Origin of the sequence: Rhodococcus sp. H29-C3 (assembly GCF_030063405.1) — a bacterium.
In the GTDB taxonomy this organism is placed as follows: Bacteria; Actinomycetota; Actinomycetes; order Mycobacteriales; family Mycobacteriaceae; genus Rhodococcoides.
The window spans coordinates 1-15,360 of the sequence record NZ_JASITC010000031.1; the positions used below are offsets into that span (position 1 = coordinate 1).

At 62.2% G+C, this 15,360-nt stretch carries 3 protein-coding genes; all 3 read right to left on the bottom strand.

Annotated features, from left to right (window positions below):
* A partial coding sequence (locus QMK32_RS24515) for a hypothetical protein (RefSeq protein ID WP_283478156.1) occupies nt 1–270 on the bottom strand: 270 nt, incomplete at its 3' end.
* 436 nt (nt 271–706) lie between these two features.
* On the bottom strand, nt 707–8,095 hold the full coding sequence (locus tag QMK32_RS24520) for a non-ribosomal peptide synthetase (protein ID WP_283478157.1): 7,389 nt from the start codon (nt 8,093–8,095) through the stop codon (nt 707–709).
* 309 nt (nt 8,096–8,404) lie between these two features.
* Nucleotides 8,405–15,360 (bottom strand): amino acid adenylation domain-containing protein (locus tag QMK32_RS24525; RefSeq protein WP_502943758.1); only part of this gene is annotated, 6,956 nt, incomplete at its 5' end.

A 15,360-nucleotide genomic window follows, 5' to 3' on the forward strand; every position in this document is an offset into this window, starting at 1 on the left:
CAACACCCGAGCCAACCGCGAGGACCGCGAATCCAACACCCGATAGGAGATCTCAGCAGACCCACACACCAACGCCGACGATTCTGGGCTCCGCTCCACCGCCGCCGTCAACAAATCCGGCAGAAGAGCAACGCGCGCCCTACGAGTGCGAGGCTTGCGCCTGTCCTTGTTACGCCCACTGGATCGACCGGATCTCACCGGTCCTGCGGCCGACAGATCAGGGGTGACGTCGGATTCGATGTCGCCCGAGTTCGGGTTTTTCGCATTCATCGGTGGGCAGTACCTCGCAATCGGTCGGGATACGGACTGACTCAGCGTCGAGATTGTGTCGTGATTGCGCTGTTATAGCGGAAATTCATGACCCAATCAAAATGAAAAGTCTGTTTTACAAGTCCTGAATCTACTCTGAAGGCTACCAAGCGCCGACCGATCTGCAATCACTCACGCCACGCTCGAACAGGGAAATCTGAGTTAGGTAGGCCCCGAAATGCGCCCTGAGCGCCCAAAGGAGCCCACAACACTTTCGGCTATCAAAGCCGCTGACTACACCGACCGTCTTTTATCGGCCCATTTCGCTACAGGGCGGCCGAAATAGAACCGTGATAGAAGTGAACACGCGACATACATGCGACAAGCAAGTCAAGTGCAGGTTTTCACCGAGAGTTCACACACAGTGACGGTCCACTCGTGTACAACGACTGGACCGTCAGCCGAAGATCGTCCAGCCCGCCGCGGAGTCGGACGCTGGAAGCTGCGTATCGACCGGATTCTCGGTGAGAACGACGGACACGAGATCTTCCGCCTCGATTCCCGCTTCCAGGGCCGCACCCTGAGCACGAGAGACGAACGCATGGGTCACCCACTGTTCGACGATCACCGACTCGGGATCCTCGGGTTCACCAGGCGCCGACACGACCATCGCCGAGCCTGCTGACGCCGCGACCGCGAACTCCAGTAGAGACCAGCTGGTGCCGAACCTCGCGGTCCCGTAAGTACGCGATTCGAAGGTCACCCCGAGGAGTCCGCGAAGCGAGTCTGCGATCGTGACGACATCGCCGTGGGAGAGAGGTGGGCCGTGGGCCAGAGGTGGGTCGACCCCATCGAAGAAGGCGAATGGATCATCGGGGCGAAGAAGTCGCACTCGTTCCGAATACGCCACTGGTCGTGAGGAACGCTCGGCAACGGACTTGATCACCGAGTCGTCGTTCAGGACGATCCACCCGCCGACCGAACTCTCGACCGCCTCCGCCGTCGCCGCGATACTCACGACCGCGGTGTTCGACCTGGGACCGGTCACTGCACCACCACTTTTGGCGACAGCCCAGAGTGTGACAATCTGCTCGACCGACCGCGGGATGGCCACGGCGACCGCATCCCCAGGTCCGACACCCCGCGATATCAGCTCTCGTGCCAACCGCGACGACCGTTCGTCCAGCTCGCCGAAAGAGATGTCGACGTCGCCGATCGAGATTGCAGGCGCGTCGGGGTCTTCGTCGACCACGGTGCGCAACACCTGGGCCAGCGTTGTCCCTTCGGCACCTGCGGTTGATGCGATATCGGCCGAGGGTGCGGCTGTCAGGACGTGCCCTTGGTCGACCTCGGTGTCGGATTGGATGTCGATGTCCCCGACGACCACCTCGGTGCTGCCGGCGATCGCGTCGAGCACCAGGGTGAAACGCTCTCCAAAGCGCGAAATCGACTCTTCGTCGAACAGATCTGTCGCATAGGTGAACACGACCTGCAATCGATCGCCGACGCGTTCTACCGTCACCTGAAGATCGAACTTGGCCGCCAGTTCAGCGCCGTCGAGAACCGAGATGGACAACCCCGGAAGTTCGAGTGTGGCTTGCTCCTGATTCTGAAGCGACAGAACCACCTGGAAGATCGGGTGGCGGGCGACCGAGCGGGTCGGGGACACTGCGTCGACTACCCGCTCGAAAGGGACGTCCGCATTGGCGAAAGCGCCGAGGTCGACGCTCCGCACTCGGTCGAGAAGGTCATCGAATCGATCCGCGGGATCGACGTCCACCCGAAGGGCGAGCGTGTTGACGAACATTCCGACCAGCCCATCGAGCGCGGCGTCACCGCGACCGGCGACTGCAGTGCCGATCACGATGTCACGTCCGCCGCTCATCCGAGCCAACAGGACTGCAAGCGCGCTATGGACGACCATGAACAACGATGCGTTGTTGGCACGCGCGATCCGGTTCAGCGAATCGGTCATCTCCGGAGTCAGTGACGTAGCCCAGGATCGTCCGCGCATCGACTGTTGGGGCGGACGCGGCCGGTCTGTTGACAGATCCAGCTCGTCCGGGACACCGAGCAGCTGTTCCGTCCAGAAACGGAGTTGGCCGGCTGCGATCGAGTCGGCCTGCTCTGCGTCACCCAGTACGTCATGCTGCCACAGCGCGTAGTCCGCGTACTGCACTGTCAGCGGAGCCCAGGCCGGGGCCGAGCCGGAGATCCTTGCGACGTAGGCCGTCATCACATCTCGTGCGAGAGGTGCCATGGACACCCCGTCTGCCGAGATGTGGTGAACCGATACCGCAAGCACATGGTCGGTTTCGGTGAGCGCGAACAGTTCGGCCCTGACCGGCATGTCGATGGACACGTCGAAGCCACGCGAGATGGTGCCGCGAACCCGATCGATCAGTTCGGTTTCGCTCGCACACACAATCGGTGCGAGGTCGAGTCCGACATCGGCGACTTCACGTATCTTCTGGAACGGGCCGTCCGCGTCGGTCGGATAACTCGTTCGCAGGCTCTCATGCCTGCCGATCACATCGCGGATGGCTCTGTCGAGTGCGTCGAGATCGAGTTCGCCTGTCAACCGGATCGCCAGCGGAATGTTGTACACCGACGAGCCGGGATCGAGGCGGTTGAGGAACCACATCCGCTGCTGGGCAAGTGAAAGCGGAATACGCTCGGGACGTTCGGCAGCCACCAGTGTCCTTCGGCCACCTACACCGAGATGACGACTGGCGCACGATGCAAGTGCTGCCACAGTCGGAGCTTCGAAAAGCTCTCGAACGGACACATCACTGTCGAGTGCCGCGTTCAGTCTGGCTATGACTCTGGTTGCGTCGAGCGAATTGCCGCCGAGTTCGAAGAATGAGTCGTCCGCCCCGACCACTTCCTGGGACAGAACCGCTGCGAATACATCCGCGACTGCTTTTTCGGCAGGTGTGCTGGGCGCACGGAAGGGTGACCCCGATGCGTACACCGGCACCGGCAGTGCTCGATGGTCCAGCTTGCCGTTGACCGTCAACGGCAGTTCGTCCAGGATTTCGATAAGATCCGGCACCATATAGGCGGTCAAGAATTGTGCTGCAACAGAACGCAATCGGTTGATATCGATGGACGCTCCAGCCGAGGGCACGACGTACGCGACGAGAGACTCGCCCTCGCGGTCTTCGGTATCGGCGCCCTGACGCAGGTCTCGGCGAACCATTGCCACCACCTGGGCGACGTCGGAATCTCGGAGCAACGCAGATTCGACTTCACCGAGTTCGATGCGGAACCCGCGCAGCTGAACTTGGGAATCACTGCGCCCGGCATACTCGAGCTGCCCGCCGGCATTCCAACGGCCTCGGTCGCCGGTCCGGTACATCACCGTTCCACTCGGTCCGAGCGGGTCGGCCACGAACCGTGTCGAGGTGAGTGCCGACTTGCCGAGGTAACCGCGGGCAAGTTGTCCGCCGCTCACATACAGCTCGCCTGCCACGCCGATGGGCGCGAGGCCCAGCCGCGAATCGAGAACACGGACCGTCAACCCTGGCAGCGCTTCGCCGATCACACTTGCTCTGGCCCTGTGCGCTATCTCCCGCGAGAGAGCGAGGAAGGACACGTGCACCGTGGTCTCGGTGATGCCGTACATATTGACCAGCAGTGGACCGTTCTGATGACGGGCATACCAACGCTCCAACGAGCTCAAATCGAGCGCTTCACCACCGAACACTATGTAGCGCAAGGAGAGTGCCGGTGCACGATCCCCTGCGGAACGTTCAGCCTCGGCCAGCTGAGCGAACGCCGATGGCGTCTGATTGAGTACGGTGACGCTTTCACGTGCGAGCAGTTCGAGGAACTTCTCCGGTGAACGAGAGGTGTAGTAGTCCACTGTCACCAGCCGACCACCGGACAGCAACGGGCCCCAGATCTCCCATACGGAGAAGTCGAATGCGTAGGAATGGAACATGGTCCATACGTCGTCGCTGCTGAACTCGAACCGCTGCGCCGCGGCCGCGAACAGCGTTGTGACGTTTCGGTGGGTGACGGCGACACCCTTCGGGAGACCAGTCGAACCGGATGTGTAAATGACATACGCGACGTTGTCGGCGGACGCACTTCTCGGCAGCTCGGAACCGGAGAGTGCGGATCCGTCGAGCTCGGTCACCGACGCAGAATCGACGTCGACCATGGGACAGTCGAACGCGCCGATCGAGGCGAGTTCTGTCGAGGACGTGATCACGGCACCGGGTACTGCATCCCCGAGAATGTACGAGATGCGATCGATCGGGTTGCTCGTGTCGATCGGGAGGTATCCCGCACCGACTTTCAGAATCCCCAAGATCGCCGCGATCAGATCGACCGACCGTGGAAGCGCAACCGCCACCAGGCTTTCCGGTTGCACACCGGTCGCCGACAACGCCCGTGCAATCCGATTCGCTCTGCCATCCAGCTCCGCATAGGTAAGGGTGTCATCGCCACTGGTGACGGCGGGCGCCCCTGGGTTCGCACGTACGGCAGCGTCGAAGCGCGCCACGAGCGTTGCATCACCGGCATCGACGAGTTCGGTGCCCTCAGCGCTCAACGCCGCACGCTCGGCCTCGTCCACGATCTCGATATCGCCGATCACCACATCGGCATCCGCGACTACGGCGCTGACTATCGCGGTAAGCCTGCGAGCAAAACTGACCGCTGTTGTTTCATCGAACAGATCACGCGCATAGGTCAATTCGACGGCCAGCGGGCCTTCCCCACCAGCATCCGACGCCATTTCGGTGATCGCCAACTGCAGATCGAACTTGGCTATCGCGACATCGAGGTCCACTCCCGTCACGGCCAGGTCAGGCAGGGCGAACCGAGACGGTTCCAAGTTCTGGTAGGTCAACATGACCTGAAAGATCGGGTGGCGTCCGGCATTTCGCTCTGGATCCAGGATCTCCACCAGCCGCTCGAACGGCAGATCGGCATGCGCGAACGCCTCGAGATCCACCCCACGTGCGGCGTCCAACAGTTCACGGAAACGGAGGTTCGGCGACGTATCGGTACGCAGCACGAGCGTATTGACGAACATGCCGATGAGGTTGTCGAGGGCCTCGTCACCGCGACCCGCTACTGGTGTGCCGACGGCGATATCGGTGGAGTCCGAAAGCCGTGACAGCAGCACGGCGAGTGCCGCGTGAACGACCATGAACACGCTGGCGCCCGATGCCGTCGCCAAGGAGCGCATCTGCCGATGCGTTTCGGCATCGATTGTGAACGTATACGTGGCACCGAGATTCGAAGCGACAGCTGGCCGGGGCCGATCGAACGGCAGCGACAGCTCGGCCGGAAGGTCCGCCAACGCCTTCGTCCAGTACTCGATCTGATCGGAAATGACCGAATCCGACTCGAGTTCGGATCCGAGGATGTCGCGCTGCCACAGGGTGTAATCCGCGTACTGCACCGGCAAGGGCGCGAAGTCGGGCACCGCATTCTGCGTTCTGGCGTGGTATGCGGTCATCACGTCGCGAGTGAGTGGCCCCATCGAAACTCCGTCGCCGGAGATGTGATGTACCACGAACACCAGAATGTGCTCCTCGGCCGAGACCTGGAGCAGCCGCACTCGAAGGGGCACTTGGGTTGTGACATCGAATCCGCTCGACACCGTATCCATCACGACGGCGGTGACATCGTCCGGATCGACGATGATCGGAGTGAGCTCTGCAAGAACGTCGTCCACAGATCCGATGCTCTGAAATCCGACGCCGTCGATGTCCGGGTACGACGTTCGAAGAGATTCGTGCCGTTCGATCAGGTCGCGGATGGAATGGAACAACGCACTCGCATCGAGCCGACCGGACAACCGAATCGCAACCGGGATGTTGTTCACTGCGGATGCGGTATCGAACCTGTTCAGGAACCACATCCGCTGCTGAGCGAGTGAGAGCGGAATCCGGTCGGGCCGGTCTCGAGGAGCCAGAGCAGCATGTGCGCCACCGAGTGCTCGCGACTCGATCTCACGAGCAAGGTCACCGACAGCTGGGTTTCCAAAGAGCAGCAAAACTGGGACTTTGACGTCCAGAGCCGCGCCGAGACGCGCAACCAACCGGGTTGCAACGAGGGAGTTTCCACCCAGGTCGAGGAACGAGTCGGTTCTGCCGACGCGTTCGACTCCGAGCACCTCGGCGAAGATCTCGGCGACCGTTTTCTCCAACTCGGTGACCGGCGCCACGAATTCCTTGCCGGCAAAGACCGGCTCCGGCAATGCTGCCCGGTCGAGTTTACCGACCGGAGTGAGCGGAACCGATTCCAGCTCGATGATCTGGGCCGGAATCATGTGTGCGGGCAACGTGCGGCCGAGGTGTTCGACAAGCTCGTCGATGTCGAAGTCCATACTTGCAGTGGGTTGTACGTACGACACCAATGCTGTTTCACCGGAGGGAAGTTCGCGACCGACGGTGGCAGCGAATTGCACGTGCGGATGAGTGGCGAGAGTGCTGTCGACTTCACCCAACTCGATCCGGAAGCCACGAATCTTGACCTGAAAGTCGCTACGGCCGAGGTAGTGGGTGATGCCGTCGGAGTCACGTCGGACGACATCTCCGGTGCGATACAGGCGGGTACCGGTTCCCGAGGAATTCTGCCCGTTTGCCGTCGCTTCGGGGAAGGGGTTGGCAACGAATCGTTCCGAAGTCAATGCGGCCCGCTTGTTGTATCCCTCGGCGAGTTGCGCACCCGCCAGGTAGAGCTCACCACTGACGCCTGCAGGAACGGGGCGGAGCCGGTTATCGAGCACGAATGCACCGAGACCTGGGATCGGTGTGCCGATGACCGGAGCTTCACCCACCACGAGTGGCGCCGTACTGGTTGCCAGGATGGTCGCCTCGGTAGGTCCATAACCGTTGAAGAACAGACGGTGCGGCAATCCCGCACCGCGTTCGGCGCCGACCCATCTCGTCACCAGTTCGCCGGTGAAACTATCGCCCGCCACGACGACCGCCTCGAGGTCGGGAAGGCCGTTCGGATCTACCGACCCGAGCGCACCCGGCGTGATGAGTACGTGGGTCACGTGCTTCTCACGGAGCAGGTCGGCCAGTTCCTCGCCACCCCCGATCGACGGCGGAGCAACCACGAGCGTCGCACCGGAGGTGAATGCCAGCAACAATTCGAGGACCGACACGTCGAAACTGGGCGAACAGACGTGCAGCATCCGAGAGGCGGACGAGAGACCATAGTGCGGTCGCTCCGCCGACACGAGCGGTCCGAGACCGGAATGGGTCACCACGACGCCCTTGGGCAACCCTGTCGATCCGGACGTGTAGATGATGTAGGCCGCGTGCGACTCGAGCAGCGGTCGCACCCGGTCCGCATAGGAGATCGGGTGCGCTGGGTAACTCTCGACGGCCGAAGCATGACTCGGGTCATCGAGCACGAGCCAGTCGACACCACGAGGAAGGCCTGCTGCGAAGGATTCGAGAGTGAGACCGAGTACGGCTCCTGAATCGGAGACCATGTGCTGTGTCCGATCGGAGGGATAATTAGGATCCACCGGCACGAATGCCGCTCCGGTCTTGGCGACTGCCCACACCGCAAGGACCGATTCGACGGACCGCGGCAGGGCGAGTGCGACTCGGTCGCCGGGACCGACCCCTCGTTCGACGAGCGCTCTGGCCAGCTGCGACGACCGTTCGTCGAGCTCGCGGTAGCTGACCGAGGTTCCCGCGGACATCAGCGCAATCGAATCGCCTGCTGTTTCGACCGCGCTCGTCAGCAGCTGCGGAAGTAACTCTGTTCGAACACCATGACGACGGTTCGGACGTTCTCCTCGTGACCGGCGACCGCTTCCACGGGTAGCACCGTCGACCCGACTGCGGGATTCACTCGCACTCATGTCGTCGAGCCCTGTGTTCGATCTGGCCGGGTACGGAACGTCATGTATGCGGATCACCTTCGTTGTCGAAAAATTCGATGGTCTCGGCTCGGACTCTCCCGGGTCGCCGACAAGACACGGCTGAACAGACAGCCCAGTGTCGAACGGCCGTCCCGGGGTGGAACGCGCAGAGCAAGTTTAGCCAGCCCAGCTCGGCTCACCACCACACGATCAATCCGAGCCGATCGTGACCGGGTTCGCACGCCTCGGACATCTATCCCGTTTCAGCCGCATTCCGTTACCTCGCGAGCCCACAGCGCAGGTCGAGGGTCACATGGACGTCACAGTCCGCCCGTCCGTCCAAATCTCGACAGCATCACCCGTCGCGGGCCCATCTGTGACGATCACGACTACCAGGTCGTCGAGATCCTCCGGACCCGACTGCTCGAGTACCTCGATCGGCACGAACGCGTGGGTCGCCCACGAGTCGAACAACAGGTCGGCCACCGAGGCAATGTCGACGTCCGGCTCACCCATGATGAGCGCGCCACCTCTCGACGTCACCGCGAAGGCCTCGAAGATGGACGCGTCGGAATCGAACGGCCCGTAGTGGAAGCTACGGGTGTCGTATCCCAGCTCGAATCGATCGGCGTAATCCGCGATGCGAAGCATCAATTCCGACTGAGTGAGCGAACCCGAAGGCAGCGTGAGAGCTGTGTGATCTCCGGACAGAGACTGCAATCGGTCCGAGTACGAGACCGGATGCCGCGGTCGGGAAGCTGTTTCCCGGGCGAATTCGGCATCGTCGACGACGAGCCAGGTCGGACCCGTCGGTGCCGTTTCACGGTACTGCTCGACTGTGACACCGAAGGTGCCTTCGGCGAACGAACTGTGCGACCCGGGTTGCGAAGGAATTACCGCAGCACCGGTCTTGGCCACTGCCCACAATGCCTCGATCGCCGGCCTCGAACGAGGGAGATGCACGACAACCGACATTCCGGGTCCGATGCCTCGTTCGATCAGCGAACGAGCAAGTGTGGACGAGGCGACATCGAGTGCTCGGTAGCTGATCTCATCCTCACCGGCGACCATCGCGGGAGCCTCCGGGTCGTCCTCGACGATCTCCGCGAGCACCTGTGGAAGCACCTGCATATCCGAGCCGACGGATCGACGCGCACCCTGCGTGCCCGAATCCAGGTCGGTCGAGGCCATGACGACCTGCTCTCGTTCGTTCGCATCCAGAAGGTCGATCGTCCCCACTCGTGCAGTCGGGTCGTCGATCATCGCGTCCAGAATTCGAAGGAACCACCGACTCAGATCGGTCACGTACCGACCGTCGAGGACCGTGTCCAGGTACTTGAACGTCAGCTCGAGTCTTGCCTCGACGACTGTCAGAACCGTCAACGGGTAGTGCGTGGCGTCGTCGACGCCTACACCGGTGATCTGAAGGCCATCCACCGAACTTGCCGCAGCGATCGCGTCACGGTCGATGGGGTAGGACTCGAACACGAGGAGCGTGTCGAACAATCTGTCCACGCCGATGCGCTGCTGAATCTCGGTCAGACCTACATAGTGGTGATCGAGCAGATCCGCCTGCTGCCCTTGCAGCCGCACCAGAGTCTCTGCCCGCGAGTGCCCGTCTCCGACATCCACTCGAACCGGCAACGTATTGATGAATAGTCCGACCATCGACTCGACGCCGGCAAGGTCGGCCGGACGTCCCGACACGGTAGCGCCGAAGACCACATCTGCGCGTCCGGTGAGACGACCCAGAAGTATCCCCCACACCGCTTGCACGACAGTATTGATCGTCACACCCAAATTCGAGGCCATCGCCGACAGCACGCCAGTGCGCTCCTCCGACAGCGAGACCTCGATCTTGCCGATCCCCGGTACCGCCCCCGAGGGGAGTGCGCTTTCGGTGAGCAGCGTCGGTTCCGACACCCCGTGGAAAGCAGCCGCCCAACGATCGAGCGAATCTTCTCGGTCACGGCCGTCGAGCCAGGACAGGAAGTTCCGGAACGGCCGCACTCTAGGCAGCACCGACGTGTCGGCACGGACTGCGTACAGCATCAACAGATCCTGCATGAGCAACGGCATGGACCACCCGTCGAGCAGGATGTGGTGACTGGTGATGCCCAGGTGCCAGGCATCCTCGGCGACCTTGATCAGCGTGAACCTGATGAGCGGTGGCTCGGACATATCGAAGCGCTCGGCCTGAGCGGCAACAAGTATCCGCTTCGCCTCCGCGCGTCGAGAGTCCTCGGGAACATCCATCAGATCGATCTCGTGGAAGGGCAGTTTCAGAGCGCCGAGAACCACCTGGACCGGTCGGCCGTCACTGTCGGAGACGAACGCGGCTCGGAGATTGCTGTGGCGATCGAGTAACGCTTGCCCTGAAGCCCGCAAACGATCGGTATCGACGACACCCGACAGGTCCAGCACAGCCTGCATCGTGTAGACGTCCACCGTCGATTCGGTCATCATCGCGTGGAACAACAGCCCGGACTGCAGCGGAGTCAGAGGCCACACGTCTTCGACGCTTCGGTAGGTGGACTCCCACGAATCGATCTCGTCCTGAGTCGATTCGATCAACGTCAAGTCCGACGGTGTCAGTCCACCTGCCTCGGCGGTGCGGCTGTGATCGGACAGGGCTTCCATCGCCTCGGTCCACAGATCAGCCAATTCGGAAACATCCGCACGGTCCACCAGCCCGTTGGGGAACGCGAACGTGGCGCCCAATCTCGGACCATCTGGGCCGTCGGTCACGATGGCGTTGATATCGATGGTCGAGTTGGCGGGCATGTCCTCGTCCATCGAGGCGGTCAAAGATCCGAGGGCGCCCGTCGGAGCCCATCCGAAGTCCGCCAGCTCAGCCGGAATCTCGGCCGAAGAAATCCGACCCAGATAGTTGAAGCTGATCTGACCGGAAGGGACCGATTCCAATTCTGCGGCGGTCTCGTCGTCGAGATACTTCAGCAGTCCGTATCCCATCCCACGATCGGGCACACGGTGAATCTGCTCCTTGACCGTCTTGACCGCCGCACCGACGGTGGCACCGCCGGCGAACGCGTCGTCGATGTCGATTCCATCCAGATCGAGCGCCAAGGGATAAGCACTGGTGAACCAACCGATGGTCCGCGACAGATCAGCCCCTGGGACGACCGCTTCCTCGCGGCCATGGCCTTCGAGTGCGAACAGCGCACTCGTGGTGGAGATCCCACGATTTCGACGCCACCTTGCCACTGCCAATGCCAGGGTTGCCAGCAATCCGTCGTTGACTCCACCTCGGTAGAGGCGCGGCACGCGAGTCAGTAACGCATCGGTCGTGTCAGCGGAAATCTCTACCTCGACACGCTCGACGGTCCGTACGACATCGCGCGTCGGATCGAACGGCCGTCGACCCACCAGCGGATCGTCGAAGTTTGCCAAGGACTTCCAGATCGACAGTTCCTCACGCCGTGACGGTGCTGCAGCTGCCTGGATCAGTCCGTGCGACCACCGACGCATCGAGGTGCCCACGGCCGGCAGCGATACCTGCTGCCCTGCAGCGAGTTGCGACCACGCGACCGCGAGATCAGGGAGCAGGATGCGCCATGTGACACCGTCCACCACGAAGTGATGGGCCACGATGAGCAGCACACCGCGCCGACTTTCCTCGACGGTATCGGCGTTGCCTGCGGTGGTGAAATCGAACCAGACGAACTGGATCATCGCACCCGTGGCCGGACTCAGACGCCCCATAGCGGCGGACAACCTGTCGGAGGCCAGAGCCTCGAGATCAGCACCCGATATCGAAGGGTCCACGCGAACCCTGTCGATCGCCGGGCCCACATCCACGTTGCCCTGTTCCCGAACGGCCATTTCACCGTTCGCGAATACCGCCCTGAACATGTCGTGGTGATCGACGATCGCCGTCAAAGTGGCCGTGAGAAGAGCCCGATCGATTTCTGCAGGCAAACCGACCGACACCGACTGGGAGAACCGATCCAAGCGCCCGCCCGCTTCCGTTACCTTGCGCATGATCGGAGTCAGTGGCATCGAGCCGATGCCACCACCCGGCAGTTCGGACAGGACCGTGGCACGGTCGGCATCTTCGAGCCGGACCGCAACTTCGGCAAGACCAGAAACCGACTTTCGTTCGAACACATCACGCGGAGTGAACGAGACACCCCGAGCCTTGGCTCGCGAGACGAGCTGAATCGAGACGATGCTGTCGCCACCGAGCGCAAAGAAGGACTCGTCGACTCCTACCCTCGGCATACGCAATACATCGGCGAAGACCTCGGCGATGATCTCCTCGATATCGGTTTCGGCAGCCCGGTACACCTGCTCTTCGAACACCGGTTCAGGAAGAGCGCGGCGGTCGAGTTTGCCGACCGGGGTCAATGGAACCTCGTCCAGAATCACGATAGACGACGGCACCATGTGCGACGGCAATGTCCGGCGCACGAACTCGGTTACCGCAACCGGATCCACCGAGGCACCAACGGCAGGCATCACGTAGGACACCAGAACCGTTGCGCCAGAGGGCAGATCCTTTCCGAGGGTGGCAGAGAAGGCCACCGACGGATGAGCGGCAAGTGCCGCGTCGACCTCTCCCAGTTCGACGCGGAAGCCACGAATCTTGACCTGGAAGTCCGAGCGCCCGACGAACTCGAGTTCCCGAACCTCCGGTCCGGTCCATCTGACGAGGTCACCGGTACGGTACATCCGCGCACCCGTACTCGAATACGGGTCCGCGACGAATCTGGTGGCAGTCAGGGAACCCCGCTGGTGGTAGCCACGAGCAAGTCCTTCGCCCGCAAGATAGAGCTCACCTGCGACACCGACCGGGACGGGCCGCAGTCGCCTGTCCAGGACCAGTGCCGACGTACCCCGAACCGGTGCACCGATCGTGACCGGTCGTCCCGGTTCGAGCTCGGCGAACGAGGAAATGATTGTGGTCTCCGTCGGGCCATAGCCGTTGAAGTACCGGCGCCCCGGCGCCCAGCGCGCAAGCAGTTCGGCGGTGGTCACATCGCCACCGACGGAGAGAACCCGCAGGCTGTCCATACCCTCGGGATCCATCGTGCCCAATACCGCGGGCGTGATGATCGAGTGAGTCACCTTCTCCGAGACCAAGATCTCGGCAAGATCGGGGCCACCGATGACGTCCGCAGGGACGATCACCAACCGCGCACCAGCAGCGAACGTGACCATCCATTCCAGGACAGAAGGGTCGAAGCTGGGTGAACAGATGTGCAGGAATCGACTCTCCTGGGTCACACCGTACAACTCGATCGCCGAATCCAGCACCCCACGCAAACTCGCATGAGTGACCACGACGCCCTTCGGCAGCCCTGTCGAACCCGACGTGTAGATCACGTAGGCGGGGTGATCGGTCGTCAACGTAGCGGTGCGGTCGCTATCGGTGATCGGATCGGCGGAGTGCGTAGCGATCTCCTTGCGGAGTTCGTCGCCGTCGAGCAACATCCAATTCCCGGCCGGCAACGCATCGACGTGCGCCGACGCTGTGATGCGTACAACGGCCGCCGAATCGGACAGCATGTGTTCGATTCGCTCCGACGGGTAGTTCGGGTCGACGGGCAGGTGAGCGCCACCGGCCTTGGCAACCGCCCAGACGCACATGAGCATGTCGTACGATCGCGAAAATGCAAGAGCAGCTACGGTATCCGGTCCGACTCCGCGACCGATCAACACACGCGCCAACTGCGAGGAAGTCTCGTCCAGTTCGCGATAGGTCACCGACCGACCCGAAATACGGACCGCCACGGACTCGGGGTCGAGAGCGACTCCCCCCGTCAATATCTCCTGCAGAGTCGATGCCGAGGCTACCGCTCCGCCATGCGCATGTGTCAGAGAGTCGGCCTCACCTGCACCCAGGAGCGCTAGATCACCGACCGGCTTCGACAGATCCGCCACCGCGTCGTCGAGCAACCTGACAAATCTCGCCGCGAAGTCGGACACAGTCGAGTCGTCGAACATGTCTGCGGCGTAGGAGAACTCGGCTGAGATGCCATCGAGGTCGCCACCAGCGAGGACGTGCTCGCGAAGTGTGAGTGACAGATCGAACTTCGCGATGTTTGCCTCGAACGGGACGCCACTGACATGCAGGTTCGGCAACTGAAGATCGGTCGAGGGCAGATTTTCGAACGAGAGCGCTACTTGGAACAACGGATGACGGGTGGTCGACCGTTCCGGGTTGAGAACCTCCACGAGCCGCTCGAACGGAATATCCGCATGCGCGAATGCCTGCAGATCCGCCTCTTTTGCTCGGGCGAGAATCTCAGCGAACGAGCGCTCCGACTCGACATGCGTACGCAACACCAGGGTGTTGACGAACATACCCACCATGTCGTCCAGTTCGGACTGGCCACGGCCTGCGATAGGCGCGCCGATGGCGATGTCATCGGTACCGGACATGCGGGCGAGGAACACCGCCATCGCGGTGTGCACGACCATGAACAGTGTGCTGCCCGTCGTTCGAGCCACGTCGAGCAATGCACGATGTAGCTCGGCATCGATTCGGAACGGGACTTTCCCGCCCTCGTACGTGCGAATCGATGGGCGCGATCGGTCGGTCGGCAGGTTCAGCTCGTCCGGCAATCCGGCCAATACCGCTTTCCAGTACGACACCTGCTGGGCAGCAATCGAATCCGGATCGTCCTCACTACCGAGGACCTCACGCTGCCACAACGCGTAATCGGCGTACTGCACCGGCAACGGAGCCCAACCAGGGGCCTCACCGGCAGAACGCGCCGCATACGCCACCATCACATCACGCGTCAACGGACCCATCGACCAGCCATCGGCCGAAATATGGTGTGCCACCAGCACGAGCACATATTCATCCGGGCCGACCTGAAACAGCTCGCCTCGCATCGGCAACTCGGTGGTGACATCGAATCCAGCGGAAATGACCTGCTCCACACGACGAGAAATGTCGGCTGGATCCACCTGCTGCGGTACCAATGTCGGTGCCGCTGACGAGACAGTGAGAATCACTTGTGCCGCAATGCCGTCGGTTTCCGGATACACGGTGCGCAAAGACTCGTGGCGAGCGAGAACGTCTCGCACCGCAGCGTTGAGGGCGCCGATGTCGAGTGCCCCCGACAGTCGCACTGCGACCGGGATGTTGTTGACCGCGGATTCGGTGTCGAAGCGGTTCAGGAACCACATCCGCTGCTGCGCCAACGACAACGGCACCACACCCGGACGCTCCCGCGCCACCAACGCAACCCGATCCCCCGACCCCACCGACTGCTCCACCCGAACCGCCAAAC